At 70.8% G+C, this 21,252-nt stretch carries 19 protein-coding genes and 1 pseudogene; 13 read left to right on the forward strand and 7 right to left on the reverse strand.

The window, feature by feature from the left end:
• The first annotated feature begins 180 nt into the window (after positions 1-180).
• The 3 genes from AB0J02_RS39455 to cimA all read left to right on the forward strand — a co-directional run bounded on the left by AB0J02_RS39455 (position 181) and on the right by cimA (position 4,506).
• On the forward strand, positions 181-1,152 hold the full coding sequence (locus tag AB0J02_RS39455) for a DUF2891 family protein (protein ID WP_363198715.1): 972 nt from the start codon (positions 181-183) through the stop codon (positions 1,150-1,152).
• 91 nt (positions 1,153-1,243) lie between these two features.
• Positions 1,244-2,560: an MFS transporter gene (locus tag AB0J02_RS39460; RefSeq protein WP_363198716.1), complete on the forward strand. Its 1,317-nt coding sequence runs from the start codon at positions 1,244-1,246 to the stop codon at positions 2,558-2,560.
• A gap of 302 nt (positions 2,561-2,862) precedes the next feature.
• Positions 2,863-4,506: a citramalate synthase gene (cimA, locus tag AB0J02_RS39465; RefSeq protein ID WP_363198717.1), complete on the forward strand. Its 1,644-nt coding sequence runs from the start codon at positions 2,863-2,865 to the stop codon at positions 4,504-4,506.
• A 93-nt stretch (positions 4,507-4,599) separates the two neighbouring features.
• On the opposite strand, the gene AB0J02_RS39470 is transcribed toward cimA, so the two are convergent.
• Positions 4,600-6,519, reverse strand: coding sequence for a ricin-type beta-trefoil lectin domain protein (locus tag AB0J02_RS39470; protein ID WP_363198718.1), 1,920 nt, complete (start codon positions 6,517-6,519; stop codon positions 4,600-4,602).
• A gap of 141 nt (positions 6,520-6,660) precedes the next feature.
• Between AB0J02_RS39470 and AB0J02_RS39475 the strand changes: the two genes are divergently transcribed.
• Complete coding sequence (locus tag AB0J02_RS39475; RefSeq protein WP_363198719.1) at positions 6,661-8,019, forward strand: hypothetical protein; 1,359 nt, start codon at positions 6,661-6,663, stop codon at positions 8,017-8,019.
• A gap of 18 nt (positions 8,020-8,037) precedes the next feature.
• On the opposite strand, the gene AB0J02_RS39480 is transcribed toward AB0J02_RS39475, so the two are convergent.
• Genes AB0J02_RS39480 through AB0J02_RS39490 form a run of 3 tightly spaced genes read right to left on the reverse strand, consistent with a single transcriptional unit; the run spans position 8,038 to position 10,464 of the window.
• A complete protein-coding gene (locus AB0J02_RS39480; RefSeq protein WP_363198720.1) occupies positions 8,038-9,411 on the reverse strand; it encodes an oxidoreductase in 1,374 nt (457 codons plus the stop codon).
• Entirely contained in the window at positions 9,395-9,661 is a 267-nt protein-coding gene (locus AB0J02_RS39485; RefSeq protein WP_363198721.1) for a DUF397 domain-containing protein, read from the reverse strand. Before AB0J02_RS39485 ends, AB0J02_RS39480 begins: the two co-directional genes overlap by 17 nt.
• On the reverse strand, positions 9,658-10,464 hold the full coding sequence (locus AB0J02_RS39490; protein ID WP_363198722.1) for a helix-turn-helix transcriptional regulator: 807 nt from the start codon (positions 10,462-10,464) through the stop codon (positions 9,658-9,660). The genes AB0J02_RS39485 and AB0J02_RS39490 overlap by 4 nt, the downstream gene beginning before the upstream one ends.
• Positions 10,465-10,576: 112 nt before the next feature.
• Here AB0J02_RS39490 and AB0J02_RS39495 point away from each other — a divergent pair, with 112 nt between their 5' ends.
• Positions 10,577-10,987 carry an ATP-binding protein gene (locus tag AB0J02_RS39495; protein WP_363198723.1) on the forward strand — a complete coding sequence of 137 codons (411 nt, stop codon included), beginning with the start codon at positions 10,577-10,579 and terminating at the stop codon, positions 10,985-10,987.
• Here the strand turns inward: AB0J02_RS39495 and AB0J02_RS39500 are convergent.
• Positions 10,981-12,570 (reverse strand): cytochrome bc complex cytochrome b subunit, encoded by a 1,590-nt coding sequence (locus tag AB0J02_RS39500; protein WP_363198724.1) that lies wholly within the window; start codon positions 12,568-12,570, stop codon positions 10,981-10,983. The genes AB0J02_RS39495 and AB0J02_RS39500 overlap by 7 nt on opposite strands.
• Positions 12,571-12,920: 350 nt before the next feature.
• Here AB0J02_RS39500 and AB0J02_RS39505 point away from each other — a divergent pair, with 350 nt between their 5' ends.
• Genes AB0J02_RS39505 through AB0J02_RS39525 form a run of 5 tightly spaced genes read left to right on the forward strand, consistent with a single transcriptional unit; the run spans position 12,921 to position 17,534 of the window.
• A complete protein-coding gene (locus AB0J02_RS39505) occupies positions 12,921-13,073 on the forward strand; it encodes a keywimysin-related RiPP (RefSeq protein WP_363198725.1) in 153 nt (50 codons plus the stop codon).
• Positions 13,074-13,131: 58 nt separating this feature from the next.
• Positions 13,132-15,072, forward strand: coding sequence for an asparagine synthase-related protein (locus AB0J02_RS39510; RefSeq protein WP_363198726.1), 1,941 nt, complete (start codon positions 13,132-13,134; stop codon positions 15,070-15,072).
• Entirely contained in the window at positions 15,069-15,320 is a 252-nt protein-coding gene (locus tag AB0J02_RS39515) for a lasso peptide biosynthesis PqqD family chaperone (protein ID WP_363198727.1), read from the forward strand. The genes AB0J02_RS39510 and AB0J02_RS39515 overlap by 4 nt, the downstream gene beginning before the upstream one ends.
• Entirely contained in the window at positions 15,317-15,775 is a 459-nt protein-coding gene (locus AB0J02_RS39520) for a lasso peptide biosynthesis B2 protein (protein ID WP_363198728.1), read from the forward strand. Before AB0J02_RS39515 ends, AB0J02_RS39520 begins: the two co-directional genes overlap by 4 nt.
• Positions 15,765-17,534, forward strand: coding sequence for an ABC transporter ATP-binding protein (locus AB0J02_RS39525; protein WP_363198729.1), 1,770 nt, complete (start codon positions 15,765-15,767; stop codon positions 17,532-17,534). The genes AB0J02_RS39520 and AB0J02_RS39525 overlap by 11 nt, the downstream gene beginning before the upstream one ends.
• 14 nt (positions 17,535-17,548) lie before the next feature.
• Here AB0J02_RS39525 and AB0J02_RS39530 read toward each other — a convergent pair whose 3' ends face one another.
• Positions 17,549-18,160, reverse strand: coding sequence for a YceI family protein (locus AB0J02_RS39530; RefSeq protein WP_363198730.1), 612 nt, complete (start codon positions 18,158-18,160; stop codon positions 17,549-17,551).
• A gap of 272 nt (positions 18,161-18,432) precedes the next feature.
• Between AB0J02_RS39530 and AB0J02_RS39535 the strand changes: the two genes are divergently transcribed.
• Positions 18,433-18,942 (forward strand): hypothetical protein, encoded by a 510-nt coding sequence (locus AB0J02_RS39535; RefSeq protein WP_363198731.1) that lies wholly within the window; start codon positions 18,433-18,435, stop codon positions 18,940-18,942.
• Positions 18,943-18,954: 12 nt separating this feature from the next.
• Here the strand turns inward: AB0J02_RS39535 and AB0J02_RS39540 are convergent, their stop codons facing one another.
• Positions 18,955-19,377, reverse strand: a complete 423-nt coding sequence (locus tag AB0J02_RS39540) for a MarR family transcriptional regulator (protein ID WP_363198732.1) — start codon at positions 19,375-19,377, stop codon at positions 18,955-18,957.
• 203 nt (positions 19,378-19,580) lie between these two features.
• On the opposite strand from AB0J02_RS39540, the gene eno reads away from it, so the two are divergent.
• Together eno and AB0J02_RS39550 are read left to right on the forward strand one after the other, a co-directional pair.
• A complete protein-coding gene (eno, locus tag AB0J02_RS39545) occupies positions 19,581-20,879 on the forward strand; it encodes a phosphopyruvate hydratase (protein ID WP_363198733.1) in 1,299 nt (432 codons plus the stop codon).
• A gap of 201 nt (positions 20,880-21,080) precedes the next feature.
• Positions 21,081-21,252 (forward strand): annotated as a pseudogene (locus tag AB0J02_RS39550) (methylmalonyl-CoA carboxyltransferase); the annotation flags it as partial.

Genomic DNA, 21,252 nt, shown 5'->3' on the forward strand with positions numbered 1-21,252 from the left:
CGCGGCAGGCGCATCCCGAGGGGCGCGGGGAACGGCGCGACCGGCCCCCACCGGCCCGCAGATGCACAACCTCCAGGGGCGCGGGGAACGGCGCGAGAAGTCCCCGCCCACCCGCACCCGGCAACGACCCCACCCCAGGCAGACGCACCCCCGCACAACGAAACCCCGAGAGGCCAACCCATGCTCACCCCGGAGGAAACCGCTCGGCTGGCAGTCGCCAACGTCACCCGGGAGTTCCCCAACTTCCCGGCCCACCTGGTGACCGCCGCCACCGAGGACACCCGCCCCAGCACGCTGCACCCGGCCTTCTACGGCGCCTACGACTGGCACTCCTCCGTACACATGCACTGGCTGCTCGTACGGACCCTGCCCGATCTGCCGGCCGCCACCACAGCCACGTACACCGACGTGCTCGACCGGCACCTCACCCCGGCGCACCTCGCCACCGAGGCCGCCTACCTCCTGGACAGGCCGGGCTTCGAGCGGCCCTACGGGTGGGCCTGGCTGATCGCGCTCGCCGCCGAGTGCCGGGGCACCCGGTGGGGCGCGGCGTTCGGGCCCGCGGTCGACGCCGTCGAGCGGCTGCTCACGGGCTGGCTGCCGAAGGCCACGTATCCCGTGCGCCACGGCATCCACACCAACAGCGCCTTCGCCCTCGGCCTGATCCTGGACACCGGCGCGGCGGCCGGTCTCACGGACGCGACCCTCGACAGCGTCCGCGCACGGCTGCGCGGCTGGTTCGCCGCGGACCACGACGCGCCCGCCCACTGGGAGCCGTCGGGCCAGGACTTCCTGTCGCCCGCGCTGAGCGAGGCCGACGCGATGCGCCGGGTCCTGGGCGCGGAGGAGTTCCCGGTGTGGCTGGACCGGTTCCTGCCCGCGCTGCGCACCGGCGCGCCCTGCGCCCTGCTGGACGTGCCGGTCGTCTCCGACCACGCCGACCCGTGGATCGGCCACCTCCTCGGCCTCGCACTCTCCCGCGCGGCCGCGCTGCGCGCGATCGCGGGCGCGCTGCCGCGGGGCCCGGTAAGGACCCGCCTCGCCGAGGCCGCCGACGCCCATCTCGCGGCGGGCTTGCCGGCCGTCGACAGCGGCGACTTCAGCACGGACCACTGGCTGGCCACGTTCGCGGAGCTCGCCCGCCCCGCGTGAAGAGTCATGAACGCAATGAACGCAAGTACGCGCGATCGTTGCGCGGTGCACCCTTGTCACGTGGTGCGGCGTTCCCCCATCGTGGCCCCCCATGGGACGAGAGCAATGGAAGAAAGTCCTGGTCGGATCGGCCGGGAACATGGTCGAGTGGTTCGACTGGTTCGTGTACGCGAGCTTCGCCACGTATTTCGCGGGGGCCTTCTTCCCCGACGGCAACCCGACCGCGCAGCTGATGAACACCGCGGGCATCTTCGCCGTCGGCTTCTTCATGCGGCCGGTCGGGGGCTGGCTGCTCGGCCGGGTCGGTGACCGCAAGGGCCGCAAGGCGGCGCTGACCCTCACCGTCACGCTGATGTCGGCGTCCGCGGTCCTCATCGCGGTCGCGCCGACCTACGCGGTCGCCGGGTACGGCGGCGCCGTCGTCCTCCTCATCGCCCGCCTCCTGCAAGGGCTCTCGGTCGGCGGCGAGTACGCGGCGAGCGCCACCTACCTCACCGAGGCGTCCGATCCGAAACGGCGCGGCTTCGCCTCCAGCTTCCAGTACGTGTCCATGACGGCGGGCCAGATCGTCGGCCTCGGGCTCCTGATCATCCTGCAGCGCACCCTGTCCGACGACGCCCTGCACGGCTGGGGCTGGCGCATCCCGTTCATCGTGGGCGCGCTCGGCGCGGCGATCATCTTCTACCTGCGCCGCAACATGCTGGAGACCGAGGTCTACGAGGAGTCCGCCGACGCCGGTGCCGTGGCCGGTGACGACAAGGGCAGCATGAAGGCCCTGTGGGCACACCGGCGCGAGGCGTTCCTCGTCATCGCGCTCACCATGGGCGGCACCGTGGCGTACTACACGTACACGACGTACCTCACCAAGTACCTGTCCAACTCGGCGGGCCTCAGCAAGCAGACGGCGACCCTCGTCTCGTTCTGCGCGCTCGTCGTCTTCGCCTGTCTGCAGCCGCTCGCGGGCGCGCTCTCGGACCGCATCGGCCGCCGCCCGCTCCTGATCACCTTCGCCGTCGGCTCGACCTTCCTGACCGTGCCGATCATGACGCTGCTGCAGCACGCGGGCTCCTTCTGGCCGGCGCTCGGTCTGTCGCTGCTCGCGCTCGTCATCGTCACCGGCTACACCTCCATCAACGCGTGCGTGAAGGCGGAGCTCTTCCCGACCGGCATCCGTGCCCTCGGCGTCGCCCTGCCGTACGCCATCGCCAACGCCCTGTTCGGCGGCACCGCCGAGTACGTCGCCCTGTGGTTCAAGGACGGCGGCATGGAGTCCGGCTTCTACTGGTACGTCGCCGGATGCGCGGCCGTGTCGCTGATCGTCTACCTGAGCATGCGCGAGACCCGCGACATCGACCTCAATCGGGTGAAGTCGGCGGAGGCCGCCGTGCAGCCGGAACCGGCGATCTGAGGACGCCTGTTCGCATCGTGAGACCACAGTCCGGGCCCGGCCGGGCTGTGGCAGACTGCGGGCGTGCTCTCGTTGGCAATGATTATTGGCAGCAGGCGCGCCGGTCCGCAGTGACCGCCACGTACGACCACGTACGGGCGGACACCGTCGTCCTCGACCCGCGCGCAGACCTCTCGCACCCGCGAGAGGTTTTTCTCGTTTCTGGCCCACCCCATGCCAGGCGCAGAGCGCGCGGGATCATTGATGGACGGTGGAGCCGGTCATTCCGGTAGACCGAGATCCCATACAGGAGCCAGATCAGCATGAGCAGCAGTCCCAGCGAACGTAACGACGTACGTAACGGCGAACGCACCGGCGAACTCGACGATTCCTTCCACGTCTTCGACACGACGCTGCGCGACGGCGCACAGCGTGAGGGCATCAACCTCACCGTCGCGGACAAGCTGACCATCGCACGGCACCTGGACGACTTCGGCGTGGGCTTCATCGAGGGCGGCTGGCCCGGCGCCAACCCCCGCGACACCGAGTTCTTCGCCCGCGCGCGGGAGGAGATCGACTTCCAGCACGCGCAGCTCGTGGCGTTCGGCGCGACCCGCAGGGCCGGCGCCAAGGCGGCGCAGGACCCGCAGGTCAAGGCCCTCCTCGACTCCGGCGCGCCGGTGATCTGCCTGGTCGCCAAGTCCCATGACCGGCATGTCGAACTGGCCCTGCGCACGACCCTCGACGAGAACCTGGAGATGGTCCGCGACACCGTCTCCCACCTCGTCGCCCAGGGCCGCCGGGTCTTCGTCGACTGCGAGCACTTCTTCGACGGCTACCGCGCCAACCCCGGGTACGCGAAGGCGGTCGTACGGGCCGCGCACGAGGCGGGCGCCTCGGTCGTCGTGCTCTGCGACACCAACGGCGGCATGCTGCCGGCCCAGGTGCAGGCGATCGTGCACACCGTGCTCGACGACACCGGCGCCCGGCTCGGCATCCACGCGCAGGACGACACGGGCTGCGCCGTCGCCAACACGCTCGCCGCCGTCGACGCGGGCGCCACGCACGTGCAGTGCACGGCCAACGGCTACGGCGAGCGCGTCGGCAACTCCAACCTCTTCCCGGTCGTCGCGGCCCTGGAGCTCAAGTACGGCAAGAAGGTCCTCCCCGACGGCGCGCTGAGCGAGATGACACGTATCTCGCACGCCATCGCCGAGGTCGTGAACCTCACCCCGTCCACGCACCAGCCGTACGTCGGCGTCTCCGCGTTCGCCCACAAGGCGGGCCTGCACGCCTCCGCGATCAAGGTCGACCCGGACCTGTACCAGCACATCGACCCCGACCTCGTCGGCAACCGCATCCGGATGCTGGTCTCCGACATGGCGGGCCGCGCCTCCATCGAGCTCAAGGGCAAGGAGCTCGGCGTCGACATCTCCGGCGACCGCGAGCTGGTCGGCCGCGTCGTCGAGCGCGTCAAGGAGCGCGAGCTCAAGGGGTACACGTACGAGGCCGCCGACGCCTCCTTCGAACTGCTCCTGCGCGAGGAGGCCGAGGGCCGGGCCCGCCGTTACTTCCGCGTCGAGTCCTGGCGGGCCATCGTCGAGGACCGCCCCGACGGCACCCACGCCAACGAGGCGACCGTGAAACTGTGGGCCAAGGGCGAGCGCATCGTCGCCACGGCGGAGGGCAACGGCCCGGTCAACGCCCTGGACCGCGCCCTGCGCGTCGGCCTGGAGCGCATCTACCCCCAGCTCGCCAAGATGGAGCTGGTCGACTACAAGGTCCGCATCCTGGAGGGCAAGCACGGCACGTCCTCCACGACCCGCGTCCTGATCTCCACGGCCGACGGCAACGGCGAATGGTCCACGGTCGGCGTCGCGGAGAACGTGATCGCGGCGTCGTGGGGCGCCCTGGAGGACGCGTACACGTACGGTCTGCTCCGCGCGGGCGTGGAGCCGGTCGAGTAAGCAGCCAACCCCGCTCCTCAAGCCGGTCCGGGCAAACTCAGCCCCTCCGGCGATTGAGGAGCGGGGTCCGGGGCGGAGCCCCGTGACGCCCACCTACGACAGGGACCACTTCTGATTCGCGGCCCCCGTGCACGACCACACCTGGGTCGCAGTCCCGTCGGCCGACGAATTCCCGGTCACATCAAGGCACTTGTCGGCCCCCGCATTGACCAGGTCCCCGGAGGCAGACTCGTACCGCCACTGCTGCGCGCCCGACCCATTGCAGTCGTACAGCTGGACCTTGGCCCCGTCGGCGGTCGAACCCCCGCTCACATCGAGGCACTTGCCCAAGGCGCGCACGGACCCGTCGGCCTTCACGGTCCAGGACTGGTTCTGCGACCCGGCGACGCAGGACCAGATCTGCGCGACGGCCCCGTTGGCGGTGGAACCGTCCCGCACGTCGAGGCACTTGCCGCCGAGCCCGTGGAAGGCGCCCGTCCGGTCCGTCCCGCCGGCCTGCGTCCCGCTCCAGGTGAACGTCGCCGAGGTCTTGCCCGGCAGAGAGTAAGTGACGTGCTGCCCGCCCCAGTTGAGGGTGACGTCCTTCGCGCTCGAAGCATCGTTGTAGGCGATGACCGCCTTCGACCCATCCGTGTTGCGCCACGCGACATTCGGCACGGCGCTCGACCCGGTCGAGGCGATCCGCGACGCACCCGGCCGCACGAATTTCGTCAGGTGGCCCATCGTGTAGTACTCGATGTTGTAGTCGACCTGGCCCGAGCGGCCGTCCCCGTTGTGGACGGTGATGAGCCCGTCGCACGTTCCGCAGCCGCCGTTGTGCGGACCCCGGTTCTGGTCCACGGCCAGCGACCACTTCGTCACCGACTTCGCCCAGTTTCGGGTGTAGTCGATGATGTTCATCATGTCCTCGCGCTGTTGGTTCGCGATCCAGGTGCCTCCCGAGTGCTCGGTCTGGAAGGCGTCCAGCTGCGGGTACTTGTTGTGGATCTCGGTCTGCTTGGCGACGTCACCGCCGTAGCCGTGCCAGGCGATCCCGCCGAAGTTCGGGTGTGCGCGCACCGCCGCGTCGTCGACGGTCGGCGCCGCGTACGCGTCGTAGGTGTCCCAGTTCCAGTCGTGGGCGAGGACCTTCGTCTTCACGCCGGCACCCGCCAGCTTCGGCAGCAGCTCGCTCTTGGTGAAGTACGCGAGCCCGGAGCCGTTCCAGCTCATCGAGGGGTACCCGGAACAGCACGTCGGCTCGTTCTGCGCGGTGACGTAGTCGATGGGGACACCGGCCGCCTGGTACGCCTGGATGTACTTCACGAAGTAGCTCGCGTAGGCGCCGTAGTTCTCGGCCTTCAGCCAGCCGCCGTTGAGCTGTCCGCTGTCCTTCATCCAGGCGGGCGCGGTCCACGGCGAGGCCATCACGGTGGCGGCCGGGTTGAGCTGCTTGGCCTGCTTGGTCAGCGGCAGCACGTCGGCCTGGTCGTGCGCGATGGAGAACCTGGCCAGCGACGGATCGCTCTGCCCGGCCGGTACGTCGTCGTACGTGTACCCGGAGCGGGCGAGGTCCGAGCCGCCCATCGGGTTGCGGATGAAGGAGAGCCCGATGCCGTCGGTCGGCGAGAACAGCTTCTTCATCGTCGCGTCGCGGGTGGCCCCCGACAGGGCGCCGCTGCTGTTCATCAGCCAGGCCGCGGTGTCGGTGAAGGAGGCGCCGCCGCCGGTGAACGTCTGATAGCGGGTGTTCTCGTCGACGGTGATCGCGGTACCGCTGCCGCCGGTGCCCGACTGGAACGAGACCGGGGTCTGCTGCTGGAGCCCACGCGTCACATGGCGGCCGCCGCTGTCGTCGGTGGTGGTGAGGTGGACGGAGACCTGCTCGCCCGCGGCGTGCGCCGTGGTGGCGCCCGCACCGGCGAGTCCTGCGGTGGTCAGGGCTCCGGCCAGTAGCAGCCTGGTGAGACGCGCGGTGCGGGTGGGGGGTTTTGCGGCTCTTGCGGCTCTGGTGCCTCTTGTGGGGGTGCGCACGATGCCTCCTGTGTCCCAACAGTCAACTCTCATGGCTTAGTTCAAGACGTGAGTTAAAGGGCGTTCCATGGCCGCGTCAAGACTTCACGTCGCGAACACCCCGACCCGTCATTCACACCCCGGCTGGGTTAGCGTCAAGGTATGAGGCCCATCCTCGCGGCCCTCGCCGCTCCACTGCTCGCCCTCGGCGCGACGCTCGCCGTCGCGCCCGCCGCCTCCGCCGCGTCGGACGTCTCGACCGTGGCGGACGCCCTGGAGAAGAGCCCGGTGTACGTGGATCCGGCCGCGGCCGGGGACCTGACCTCGGCGGATGTCGACGCGCTCGAAAAAAGGATCAAGGACGCGGACAAGCCGGTGATGGTGGCGGTCCTGCCCTCCGACTTCCCGAAACAGGACCTGTTCAACGATCTCCGTACGAAGACGGGGGTCGTCGGCGTGTACGGGGTGCGGCTCGGGAACGCCTTCGACGCGCGCGCCGATCACCAGGTCATGTCGAACGACGCCGTTCACAACCTGACGACGAGCGTGCGCGGCGAGCCGGTGCGGCAGCAGCTCGACGACTTCGTCTCCACCGCGGTCCGGACGGCCCGCGGCTCGGCGCCCTCGTCCTGGGGCGGGGCCGGCGGCACCGACGACGGGGTGTCCGCCGGCCCGCTGATCGGGATCGGCGCGGTCGTCGTGGTCGGCGGGGCCGGTGCGTACGCCCTGGCCCGCCGCAACCGGCGCCGCCGGGAGGCGGAGCAGCGCGAGGCCCTCGACAAGCTGCGGGTCGTGGTCGACGAGGACATCACCGCGTTCGGCGAGGAACTGGACCGGCTCGACTTCCATCCCGCGGAGGCGGGCGCCGACGACGCGATGCGCGCGGACTACGAGCGGGCGCTCGACTCGTACGAGAAGGCCAAGCAGTACATGGCCGCGGCTCAGCGGCCCGAGGATGTCAGGGGTGTCACGCAGGCGCTGGAGGACGGCCGTTTCTCCCTGGCCCTGCTGGCCGCCCGCCGCGCGGGCCGCCCGCTGCCCGAGCGCCGGGCCCCCTGCTTCTTCGACCCGCGCCACGGCCCCTCGGTCGAGGACGCCGAGTGGACACCGGCCGGCGGTGCGCCCCGCGAGGTCCCGGTCTGCGCGGCGGACGCGACCCGGCTGCGCGACGGGGCCGAGCCGCTGGTGCGCACGGTCGACACCGGGGCGGGCGAGCGCCGCCCGTACTACGACGCGGGCCCGATGTACGGCCCGTGGGCCGGCGGCTACTTCGGCGGCGGCATCCTGCCCGGCCTGCTCCTCGGCACGGTGCTCGGCTCCATGATGTCGAGCCCCGCGTACGCCGCCGACTACGGCTCCGGCTACGGCGACTTCGGCGGCGACGCCGGGTACGACGGCGGCGACTACTCCGGTTCGGACTTCGACTCCTCGGACTTCGGCGGCGGCTTCGGTGACGGAGGCGGCGGCGGGGACTTCGGCGGTGGCAGCGGCGGCGGCGACTTCGGGGGCGGCGGCTTCTGAGCGCCGCCCGGGAAGCTGCTAGTTCCGGCTGAGCGCCCGCGTCACCCCGGCCAGCACCGTCGTCGTCAGCACCCAGCCGAGCGCGATCAGTACGTACGCGAGTCCCTGGACGCCGCCCTCGGCCCAGTGCCAGCCGTCCCGCTGGCCCAGCCCGCCCACCGGGATCAGCAGGTCGAGGGTGTACGCCACGGGGTTGAACGGTGCGCCTTCGCCCGGCTTGTTCGGCAGGGGAGTGTGGGTGTGGAAGACGAGCGAGCCCAGCAGCGTGAGCAGCACCAGCCAGATCCCGGCGATCCAGGGCCGGTAGCCGTAGCCGACGGTCGCCTCCAGCAGCCAGCCCCACACCCGCCCGAGGGGCCGCTGGGTGCCGCGCCGCCTCCGCTCCCGCACCAGCAGGACCCGGCGGGCCTCGTCCTCGTGGCCCAACCTCCGGTAGTACGCGGCCAGTTGCTCGTACGGCTGCGGTGCGAACGCGGGCTGCAGGCGCAGCCACGCCAGGCGGTTCGCGGTGTCCTCGCGCTGGGTGGCCGCCGTCGGCTCCATCCAGTCGTACATCAGCCCGTCCAGGCCCAGCGGGGCGCGCCAGGTGGCGGGGCGGTCCTGGATACGGGTCGCGCGCGCATTCCGCAGGTTCACCCCGCCCGCAGGTGGCCGCGCGAACCGCAGGTCAATGGCCTCCACCTGCGCGCCGACCGCCATCATGGACGAGCCCGTACCGAGGAGTTCGGCCTCGTGGAACGTGAGCAGGTCCTCGATCCGCGCCCCGCGCAGCCGCACCCGCCCCTCGGCCCGGAACCCCTTGTTCATCCGGACTGTCGACGCTCGCAGGGCATCCCCGTTGAACGCGATCTCGTCCGGCGTCGCCACCACGATCCGCGCCTCGCGCATCCACAGCCCACCGGACAACTCGGCTCCGGGCACCAGTACTTGGCCGTGTGCCACGAACCCGTTCTCGCAGAAGACGCCGCCCTGCATGACCAGGCCGCCCGCGTTCAGGGCGATCCCTCCGGGCGCCACCAGGTGGGCCCGGTCGAGCAGCAGCTCACCCGCTATGTGCGTGTGGACGACGTCCAGGACGCCCCGGGGACCTTCGCTGATCGTCGACCCGCGCAGATCGAGCCGCCCGCCGATCTGCGCGGTCGGCGCCACGAACCCGGGCAGCACGCAATCGGTGACCGTGAACGCCAGCGTGCTCGCGCCCTCCAGCGTCACCGGCCCGTCGAACCGGCACCCTTCGAACCGCACGAGCCGCTTGATCTCGGCCCCGTCGAGAGCGAGCGCCCCGCGCACGTGGGCGCCCCGCAGTATGTACGGGTCCGGCCCCGAGTCCGGGTCGAGAATCTCCCGTCTGACGCCCTCCGCGTCGACGCTCCGCTCAGGGGCGGGTGGCATGGGTGCGCAGGAACGCGGTCCAGGTGCCGGGGGTGACGGTGAGGACGGCTCCGGTGGCGGGGTTGTTCTTGGAGTCGCGGATGTGGATGGCGGTGGGGCGGGTGGCGACCTCTAGGCAGTTGCCGCCCTGGTCGCCGCTATAGGTCGACTTCCGCCAGTCATAGGCGAGTTCCAGGCAGTTGCCGCCCTCGCTGCCGCTGTAGCTGGACTTGAACCAGTCGAGTCCGATGGTGGGCGCTGCGGTGTTCATGAGGCTCCTAGCAGTGTGTCCAGCAAGTGCGCGCTTTCTGCTGGAGATAGTGCCTGTGACCGCAGCATTCCATACTTCAGTTGGTAGATACTCACCTCGCCAGGGTCGTCGACGACGCTGCTCACGCGCTGGCCCTCCAGGTACGCCACGAACTCGTGGTCCGGGTTCTCCAGCAGTTCCAGCGGGCCATCGAGCCCGGCGTGCGGCACCCGTGCCGTGGGCATGATCTGGAGCCCCATACAGTCGAGTTCTCCCAGTTCCAGCACGCGGCGGATCTGCTCGCGCAGGATGTCGCGACCGCCGAGGGGCCGGTTGAGGATCGACTCCTCCAGGATGAAGTTGGCGCCGGGCGGATTCTCGCGCTCCCACATCTTCTGCCGCTCCAAGCGGCCCAGAACCCAGTCGTCCAGCGTCCCTCGACCAATAGGCGGGTAGCGGCAGCTGAAGACGGCCCGCATGTAGTCCTCGGTCTGCAACAAACCCGGTACCACCTGGGTCTCGTACGACTGGATCGACACCGCCACCTGTTCGATCTCCACCAGGTCAGCCACCAGTACCGGGAACTTCTCCCGGGCCGGGACCTTGGCGACAGCGACGGCCAAAGCACCCTTGGTGTCCAGGAGTTCATCGATCCGGACCGCCAGATCCAGGCCCACGGGGCGCCGGCCCTGCTCGATCGAGGCCATCTTGTCGTGGCTGACGCACAGTTGGTCTGCCAGCTCCGCCTGCGTCATCCCCACGTACTTCCGGAAGTGAGCGATCTGAGCCCCGATCGCATGCCACGAAGTCACCTGCTTCTTCATACGCGCACCGTTCCCTTCCCCACCCCGCCGCGACCGGCGCGGACTCGTACAAATCCAGATGTACGACCTGCCGCGCTGCACAAGCGCACCGCGCAGGCCCGAAAGTCACCGCATGGATCAACACCCGTTGCGGCGCGAGGCGTTCTACCGGCGCGAAAGCAAATCGGTCCCCGCGGCTCGCGCGTTCACAGCCTGGGCCCTCGACGACTGGCAGGCAATCGAACGCCGTGACGATGTACTTCTGTGCGTAAGTGAGCTGGCGACCAATGCGCTGCTGCACGGCGTGCCGCCCGGGAGGGGTTTCCGGCTGCACATCGCGATGTGCGAGCACCGGGTCGTCCGGATCGAGGTGCACGACAGTGGCGAGGGAACGGTCGCCGCCGACGCCCCGGGGCCCGAGGCCGAGCACGGCCGCGGGCTGTACCTCGTAGCGGCGCTCGCCGACAAGTGGGGCGTCGGGGAGCGGGACCCCGGGAAGATCGTGTGGTGCGAGTTCGGGGCGGAGACACCGGGGCGTCAGTGACGTACGGACTCGCGCTCCCCGCCCTCGACCTCGCGCGGCCGGGCCTTGGGTATCCGGGACCCTTCCCCGTACATCCACTGCGACAACGCGACCCGCAATCGCTGCACGGCCCGCACGCGCCGCCGCACTCCGTGTTCGTCCGTGTCCGGGAGGGCCTCCAGCGCGGCGGGTTCCTCGTGCTGGGTCAGGCGGTACAACTCGCCCTGGGGCAGAGGCTCGTGGACCTCTACGTACTCGCCGTGGGGGAGCCGTTTGATGAGGCCGCTCTCGCGGCCGTGCAGCACCTTGTCCCGGTCCCGGCGCTGGAGGCCGAGGCACACCCGCTTCGTGACGGTGTACGCGAGTACGGGACCGGCGACGAGGGCGATCCGGGCGGCCCAGGTGATGGCGTTCACGGAGAGGTGGAAGTGCGTGGCCAGGAGGTCGTTGCCGCCGGCGCCGAGCGCCACGAGGAAGCCGGTCAGCCAGGCGACGCCAAGTCCCGTACGCACAGGCCGATTTCGGGGACGGTCGAGGAGATGGTGTTCGCGGCGGTCGCCGGTGATCCACGCCTCGATGAACGGATAGGCGCCGATGAGGATGAGCCAGAGCGGGAAGGCGACGAGGGGGATGAGCACGCCGAGCACGAGCGTGTGGCCGCCGAAGCTGATCTCCCAGCCGGGCATGACGCGGACGAGCCCTTCCGCGAACCCGAGGTACCAGTCGGGCTGGGCGCCGGTGGAGACCTGGTCGGGGCGGTAGGGCCCGTAGACCCAGACCGGGTTGATCGACGCGATGGCCGCGATCACCGCCACCACGCCGAACACGAGGAAGAAGAAGCCGCCCGCCTTCGCGACGTAGACGGGGAAGAACGGCTGGCCCACGACGTTGCGCTCGGTCTTTCCGGGGCCGGGGAACTGGGTGTGCTTGTGGTAGAAGACGAGGATCAGGTGGGTGACGACGAGGGCCGCCATGATGCCCGGCAGCAGGAGCACGTGGAGGGAGTAGAAGCGGGCCACGATGTCGTTGCCCGGGAACTCTCCGCCGAAGAGGAAGAACGCGAGGTACGTACCGACGATCGGGACGGCGAGCGTCATGCCCTCGACGAGGCGCATGCCCGCCCCCGACAGCAGGTCGTCGGGGAGCGAGTACCCCATCAGGCCCTCGAACAGGGCGAGGAAGAGCAGCAGCCAGCCGAACAGCCAGTTCAGCTCGCGGGGCTTGCGGAACGAGCCGGTGAAGAAGTGCCGCATCATGTGCACGAACATCGCGGCCACGAAGATCAGCGCCGCCCAGTGATGAATCTGCCGGATGAGCAGCCCGCCGCGTACGTCGAAGCTGATGTCGAGCGTCGAGGAGTACGCCTCCGACATCCGTACGCCGTTCAGCGGGATGTAACTGCCTTGATATTGCACCTCGTTCATCGACGGGTGGAAGAAGAGGGTCAGGTAGACGCCGGTCAGGATCAGGATGATGAACGTGTAGAGACAGACCTCGCCCAGCAGGAACGACCAGTGGTCGGGGAAGACCTTCCGCAGGTACTTGCGGCCCAGGCCGTGGATCCCCAGCCGGCCGTCGGCCCAGTCGGCGATGCGCTCGGACATGAATGCCTCCCGTCGGTGCTCACAGTCGTGACAGTCGGGGAGAGGTGGAATGTGACATCGGAGCGCGTTTTGTGAGCCACGTCACGGCGGCTACGTCCGGGATCGTCCCGTTCCGGTTTCAACCGCTGGCCCGTTCAGCGGTATTACCGACGGGTAGGCCGACCGGACTTCCGCTGCCCCGTCGTGACAAGTCCGACTCGGTCCGGGAGCGATCAGGTCAACCATCAAAAGTGGTCGCTCTATGCGCATGTCCGCTCACCAACTGGCTATGAATCGTCAGGGTGTTCACATCTTGAACACCAGACACGCCAGTCACATCCGTTGCACGCACGTGAGATGGAGAGATGGTCATGACGGAACAGACGAAGCAGACGCGGTCGTCGCAAGGCGAGAAGAAGAGTTACGTGAAGCCCGCGATGTTCCAGCAGGGCGACTTCACCAAGACCACCGCCGGTTACTTCTACGGCGCCTACTCGGAGTGGATCACCCGCCGCTTCACCTGATCCACCCCCCGTGCGCCACGCCCGAGCAGGCGTGGCCAAGCGCTCCGGAAAGGTGAAGATGACCGGCCGCCCCCCACCCCCGCCCCACGCGCGCGACTGCTTCGTCGTCCTACCGGACACCGTCGCCGGGCAGGCGGCGGCCGGGCGTCTTCCCGGACCGGCGGACGCCTACGGTCCGCCCGCTGAGGTGTCCCGATCCGACGGCCCCGCCCAGGTGTTCCGGTATCCGTCGGGACGCCCCTGGCTGATCGTCCGCGCCCCGCTGCGCCGCGTCAGCAGCGCCGAGCACGGGCCGGACGCCGTGGTCCTCATCGGCCCGAGCGCGGTGCCCGACCTCGGTACGCACCTGGGCGCCGCCCGCGACAACACCGATCTGCACCACCGCCTCGCCCGGAAACTGCCCGGCACCCACCACGTCATCTCCCGTATGTCCGGGGACAGTTGGGTACGCGGCACCGCCTCCGGACTGCGCCGCGTCTACGCCACGAGCGGCCCCGGGCCCTGCCTGGCCTCCGACCGGCCCGCCGTGCTCGCCCACCTCACCGGCGCCGGACTCGACGAGACCGGGCTCGCCCTGCGCCTCCTCGACTTCCTGCCGCACCCGCTCGGCGGGCGGCCCGTGTGGCGCGGCGTCACCGAGACCGACCCGGCGTACGCGCTCGTACTGCGCGGCGACGGCACGCACGGCACCCGCCGCTGGTGGCACGCTCCCGACGCCGAACTTCCCATGGAGGAAGGGGCGTTGCGGCTCGGTGAGGCGCTCGGCCGGTCGGTCGGCGGCCACCTCGCGGGACACACCCGGGTCTCGTGCGAACTCTCCGGCGGCCTCGACTCGACCTCCCTCGCCTTCCTCGCCCGCCGCCACCTCACCGGCCGCGCGGGCCCCGCCGAACTCGCCCTGCTGACCGTCGCCTCCCGCGAGAGCCACGCGGAGGACGAGACCTGGGCGCGCCGCGCCGTCGACCTCGCCCGCGCCGAACCCGGCGCCGGCCTGCCCGGCCTCACCCACGACCTCGTCCCCGCCGACGAAGCACCCCTGTTCTACGCGGGCGTCAACGCCCCGCCCGGCCCCGGCGACGTACCGACCGACGAACCGCTGCCCGTCGCCCCCGCCCGGGCCCGCGCCAGAATGCTGCTCGCCCGCGCCGCCGCCGGCGGCTCGCAGTGCCACCTCACCGGTTACGGCGGCGACGAACTGTTCATGGGCCTCCCGGCCGCCTGCGGCGACCTGTTCCCCGGGCAGCCCCTCGCCGCCTGGAACCGGGTCGGCGCGGTCCGCCACCAGCTGGGCTGGCCGCTGGCCGCGACCGTACGGGCCCTGCTCACCCGCCCCGCCTACCGGACCTGGCTCGCCGGCGCCGTCACCGACGCGGCCCCGCCCACCTCACGCACCCCGCAGCTCACCTGGGGGGTCCGGCAGACCCTGCCGCCCTGGCTCACGCCCGACGCCCGCGCCCTCGTCCGCGACGCCTTCCGCGAGGCCGCCGCCACCGCCGAACCCCTCGCCGCCCGGCCCGGCCGCCACCTCGACCTCGACACCATCCGCATCGGCGCCCGCCACTTCCAGGCCATGGAGGAGTACGGCCTGGAACTCGGCCTGCCCGTCGCCGCCCCGCTGTACGCCGACCACGTCATCGAGGCGACCCTCGCCGTACGCCTCACGGACCGCATCGACCCCGCGCGCTACAAGCCACTGCTCGTCGAAGCCGTCCGCGACACCGTGCCCGCACCGCTGCTCGCCCGCACCACCAAGGACCACATGAACGGCGACCACATCCAAGGCCTGGCCCAACACGCGGACGCGCTGCGGGAGTTGTGGGGCCCGGGCGCTTCCGGCCTGGCCGCCCTCGGTCTCGTCGACGCCCGGCAGCTGGACGCCCTCGCCGTGGACCCGTACGCGCCCCTGCACACCCGGCACTCCATCGACCCGGCGGTCGCCTGCGAGATGTGGCTGCGCGCCGCCCACGCGCCATCGCGAAGAGAGGCACTGACCCAATGAAGCTCAGAGACGGCATCGCGGTCACCAGCACCGAGTTCGGCGGCGTGCTCCTGGACCAACGTGCCGGCACCTATTGGCAGTTGAACGAGGCCGGTACCGTCGTCGTGACCGCCATCGCCGAGGGCCACGGCCCGCGGACCGCCGTCGAACGGCTCGTCGCCGCCTTCGACGTCGACCAGGCCCGTGCCGAGGCCGATGTCGCCGACCTCACCCGGCAGCTCGTCGAGGCGAAGATGGCCACGCCATGAGCACCGAGATGACGATGCCCGGCCGCGGGGCGCCCCGGGGCCCGCGCGTACGCGCCGCCATCGCCGTCGCCCTCCTCGTCGCCCGCCTGCGCCCGGACCGGCTGCGCCGTCTCCTCACCTTCCTCAGCCGCGGGGCCCGCCCCGCCCCGTACGCCACGGCGCTCGCCGCGTACGAGTCGGTCGTGACGGCGAGCCGCCGCTGTGCGGGCTGGTACGGCTGCCTCCCGCGCTCGGTCGCCATCGCCCTCCTGTGCCGCACGTCGGGCACCTGGCCCACCTGGCTCGCGGGCGTCCGCGCCGCACCCCCGTTCGCACCGCACGCCTGGGTGGAGGCGGAGAACCGGCTGGTCGGCGAACGAGCGGAGCCGCACGAGTACCGCCCCTTGATCACGGTGCCACCGCAGCAGGCCGCCACGACCGCCCCGGCCGGGGAAGCCGACACGCATGCCCGCTGACCCACCCCGGCGGCCCGACGAAACCGCCCGGCCCCCGGCAGGCCCGCGCCACCTCCTTACCCACGCCCGCCCGCACGCCCGCCCCCTGATCCTCGGCGCGGTCCTCGCGCTCGCCGGGTCCGGGGCCGGGCTCGCCATGCCGGTCATGGCCCAGCGCGCGGTGCGGGCGTTCGCCGAGGACCGTTCGCCCGCCCCCGCCCTGCTGCTGCTCACGCTCGTCGTGCTCGCGGGGGCGGTGCTCACCGCGGGCGGCACCTACCTCATGGCCCGCACCGGCGAGGCCATCGTGCTCGGCGCCCGGCAGCGCCTCGTCGCCCGCATGCTGCGTCTCAAGGTCGCCTCCGTCGACCGGCTCACCCCCGGCGACCTGCTCACCCGCGCCACCGGCGACACCACGCTCCTGCGCACGGTCCTCTCGCGCAGCCTCGTCGAATCCGCGGGCGGCGCGCTGACCCTGACCGGCACGGTCGTCCTCATGGGGATCATGGACCTGGTCCTGCTCGGCGCGACCCTGCTCGTCCTCGCCGTGATAGCGGGCGCCCTCGCCCTGCTCATGCCGCGCATCCGCCGCGCCCAGACCGAGGCCCAGGAAGCCGTCGGCGAGCTGGGCTCACGGCTCGACCGGGCGCTCCAGTCGTTTCGCACGGTCAAGGCGAACGGCGCCGAGCGCCGCGAGGAGCGCGCCGTCACCGCCGCCGCGCGCCGCGCGCACGACCGGGGCCTCACGGTCGCCCGCTGGACGTCCGTCTCCGACGTGTCGATGCTGATGTCGGTGCAGGTGGCGTTCCTGTGCGTGCTCGGGGTGGGCGGCGCGCGCGTCGCGTCCGGCGCGCTCGACATCGCCACGCTGATCGCGTTCCTGCTGTACCTGTTCTATCTCGTCGCGCCCCTGGGCCAGCTGACGGAAGGCTGGGTCGGCCTCAACAGCGGCCTCGCGGCGATCGCCCGCATCTCGGAGATCGAGGAGCTGCCGGGGGAGCAACAGAGCCTCACAGCAGGGGAGTTGACGTCCGGGCCCGCTCGCGTCGCGTTCCATGACGTCGTGTTCCGGTACGACGACACTCGCGCCCCCGCGCACGACGGAGTCACCTTCGACGCCCCGGCCGGCGGCCTCACCGCGCTCGTCGGCCCGTCCGGCGCCGGCAAGTCCACGGTCTTCGCCCTGCTGGAACGGTTCTACGACCACGACTCCGGCAGCCTCACGCTCGACGGCCGCTCCGTCCGCGACTGGCCGCTGCCCACCTTGCGCGCGACGCTCGGCTACGTGGAACAGGACGCGCCCGTCCTCGCGGGCACCCTGCGCGACAACCTGCTCTACGCGGCCCCGGAGGCGACGCGGGACGAGGTGCGTCAGGCGGTGTCCCGCACCCGCCTCGACGATCTGGTGGCCCGGCTCCCGGCCGGCCTCGACACCCCCGTCGGCCACCGCGGGGCACTGCTCTCGGGCGGCGAGCGTCAGCGCGTCGCGATAGCACGGGCGCTGCTCCGCCGCCCCCGCCTGCTCCTGCTCGACGAGGTCACCGCCAACCTGGACGCGGTCAACGAACACCACCTGCGCGAGGTCATCCGGGACCTGGGCACGGACACCACCGTGCTGGTCATCGCGCACCGGCTGTCCACGGTCGTCGACGCGGACCGCATCGTCGTACTGGAGAAGGGCCGCGCACGCGCTCAGGGAACCCACGCCGAACTGCTCGAACGCGATTCCCTGTATGCCGAGTTGGCGGCCACGCAACTCGTGGCCGCCCCAACTCGCTGAACTCTCCGGCAGGGTCAGGCGTTCTTGATCGCCGAGATGTCGAAGGCCAGCTTGATCTTGTCGGAGACGAGGACGCCACCGGTCTCCAGTGCCGCGTTCCAGGACAGGCCCCACGCGGAGCGCAGGATCTCGGCCTTGCCCTCGAAGCCGGCGCGCTCGTTGCCGAACGGGTCCTTCGCCGAGCCGTTGTACTCCAGGTCGATGGTGAGCGGCTTGGTCGTGCCCAGGATCGACAGGTCGCCGGTGATGCGGTAGTCGTCGCCGCCCAGCGCCTCGACGGACGTCGAGCGGAACGTCATCGTCGGGAACTCGTCGATCTTGAAGAAGTCGGCGCTCTTCAGGTGACCGTCACGGTCGGCGTTGCCCGTGTCGATGCTCGCCATCTGCACGTCGAACGAGGCGGTGGACTTGCTCGGGTCCTCGCCGTCGAGGTGCAGCGCGCCGGTGAAGTCCGAGAAGCTGCCCTTCACGTTCGTCACCATGGCGTGCCGGGCGACGAAGCCGAGTGTCGTGTGCGCGGGGTCGACCGTGTAGTCGCCGGTGACAGCGGCCAGGTCGGGGCCGACCGCGGCGGTGGTCGCGGTGCCGGTCTCGGTGGTCTCGCTCTTGCGGCCGAAGATGCCCATGACGTGCTCCTTGGGGGACGGGCGGCACGGTGGGTGCCGGTGTGATGTTGAAAGTTGAACCATCAACAGGAACGACTCTAGCGCGATAATGTTCAACCTTCAACATCATCCGCAGCGTGTCTCTCCGATTACACCCTGTTCGCGTCTCGCGGATCACGTAGGCGCTCTTCCGGACGCGCGTAGAACCGGGCACCATTCCCTTGCTCCACCTGCACCACAGCCGTCTCACAGTCAGCACGGTCAGCACGGTCAACAGCAGGAAGGGAACCCCCATGCGCATCCGCTCGGCCCTCACCGCGCTCGCGCTCGCCACCGGCACCCTCGCCGCCCCGGGCTTCGGCGTCCTCGCCTCCGCGACCGACGCCTTCGCCGTCACCAAGATCAGCCACGCCACCGCGACCTCGATGTTCAGCTCGGCCGGCGTCACCTGGTCGTCCTCGGGTGGCTGCTCGAACCGCAACAACCCGACCTGTACGTCCTTCGACCAGCTCAACCTCGCCACCGCCCAGGGAGCCCAGACCCTCAAGGGCGCCACCGGCTGCGCACTCAACATCACCGGCGGCACCGAGACCGGCCACGCGAGCGGCACGTACTCGCACTGGAACGGCTACAAACTCGACTTCGGCAAGAACACCTGCGTCACGAACTACATCAAGAGCGCCTTCACCTACATCGGGCTGCGCGGTGACGGCGCACCCCAGTACAAGTCGGGCTCCGGCAACATCTACGCCGACGAGGGCAACCACTGGGACGTCCTCTACTACAACTGCGGCGGCTGCTGAGGGCGCGAGAGGCTAGCGCGCGGCGAGACGCTCCATGAGCGCGGCGCCGCGCGCCAGCAACTCCCGCTCCTCGCCGGTGAGTTCGGCCTCGATGGCCTGGGCGAGCCAGCCGGCCCGGCGGCCGCGCTCCGTCTCGAGCGCGGCCCGTCCGGCGCCGGTCAGCTCCACCAGGTGCTTGCGGCCGTCCGTGGGGTGGGGGCGGCGGGTGATCAGGCCCTGCTCCATCAGCAGGCCCACGGCGCGGGCCATCGACTGGGGGCGTACGCGCTGGTCCGTGGCGAGGTCGCTGGTGGTCATCGCGCCGTCCCGGTCCAGGACGCCGAGCACGGCGACCTGCCCGAGCGGAATCCGGTCCTCGTGCTTCACGCGCCGCGTGAGCTTGCCCATCGCGGTACGCAGTTCGGCGGCGACGGCGGCGGATTCCGGGGTGGGCATACGGAACTTTAACCCGCCGGTATCCAGCGAAACCGCTCGGCCGACCTGCCGGACCGCGCTGCACAGCAAGACTGAACAGCATGGGTGAACAGCACAACTGAACAGCTGAACTGAACAGCTGTGCTGTAGAGTTCTTTTCCGTCGGGCTCAGCGCCAGCGTCGTCGCAGCCGTGGCCCGGCACGTGACAAGGGAAGGAACTCCCATGCCCGCACCGGCAGTTGAGTCCGTCGTTCAGGACACCGCCGTCCGTTCCGTCACCGCCCGCACCGTCATCGACAGCCGCGGCAACCCCACCGTCGAGGTCGACGTCGTCCTCGCCGACGGCTCCCTGGGCCGCGCCACCGTCCCCTCCGGCGCCTCCACCGGCGCCCGCGAAGCCGTGGAACTGCGCGACGGTGACGCGGGGCGCTGGCACGGCAAGGGCGTCGACCGGGCGGTCGCCCACGTGAAGGGCGAGATCGCGGCCGCGATCACCGGGCGCGACGCCGACGACCAGGCCGGTCTCGACGCCGCCCTGATCGCCCTCGACGGCACCCCCGCCAAGTCCCGGCTCGGCGCCAACGCCCTGCTCGGCGTCTCGCTCGCCGCCGCCAAGGCCGCCGCGGCCGCCCACCGGCTGCCCCTGTACCGCTACCTCGGCGGGGCCGACGCCCGCGTCCTGCCCATGCCGATGATGAACATCGTCAACGGCGGCGCCCACGCCGACAATCCGCTGGACTTCCAGGAATTCATGATCGCGCCGGTCGGCGCGACGACCTTCGCCGAGGCCGTCCGGATGGGCTCGGAGGTCTTCCACACACTGCGCCGCGACCTCCTCGCCGCCGGCCACTCCACCGGCGTCGGCGACGAGGGCGGCTTCGCGCCCGCGCTGCGTACGGCAGAGGAGGCGCTCGACTTCGTCATGGCCGCCGTCGAACGCACCGGATACCGTCCGGGCGCGGACATCGGCCTCGTCATGGACCCGGCGTCCTCGGAGTTCTACCGCGACGGGGTGTACGCGTACACCGGCGAAGGCGTCCGCCGCACCTCGGCCGACCAGGTCGACTACCTGGCCAAGCTGATCGACGCCTACCCCGTGATCTCCGTCGAGGACCCGATGGCGGAGACCGACCTCGACGGCTGGCGGGAACTGACCGCCCGCGTCGGAGACCGCTGCCAGCTCACCGGAGACGACGTGTTCTGCACGAACGAGGCGCTGGTCAGGGAGGGCGTCAGGACCGGGGTCGGCAACGCGGTGCTGGTCAAGGTCAACCAGATCGGTACGCTGACCGAGGCGCTCGGCACCGTCTCCGCGGCCCGCCGGGCCGGCTGGGCCACGGTCATCTCGCACCGCTCGGGCGAGACCGAGGACACGACGATCGCGGACCTGGCGGTGGCCACCGGCTGCGGACAGATCAAGACGGGTTCCCTGTCGCGCTCCGACCGCACGGCCAAGTACAACCAGCTCATCCGCATCGAGGAAGAGCTGGGAGCGAGCGCGGTCTACGCGTGTGGCCTGTAGCCGGAAATCGCGCATCCACTGCGGAGTGTGACGGGGCTCTCACGCACGATCTTTGTGTGACCCCTACAAGCCAACGGGGGCCTGAGCAGTAACTTCAGCTGCACGCGGCCCGGGTTCTGTTCAGTGGCACCAGGAAAACGAGCCGGAGACTGTCCGAAGTCGACGGCCCGTTTTCCTTGGTCGGCTTCGTAAGGTCACTACATGACCGTTTTGGACGAGACCGCCTCCACTCCCGGGGACGAGCCCACCGACACCCGTGGGCGCGTGGCCGAGCTGCACGCGATCCGCGAGCAGGCCGTGCGCGGACCCAGTGACAGGGCGACCGAGGCTCAGCGTGCCAAGGGCAAGCTGACGGCGCGTGAGCGTATCGAGC

Source organism: Streptomyces sp. NPDC050264 (genome assembly GCF_040655895.1).
GTDB lineage: Bacteria > Actinomycetota > Actinomycetes > Streptomycetales > Streptomycetaceae > Streptomyces.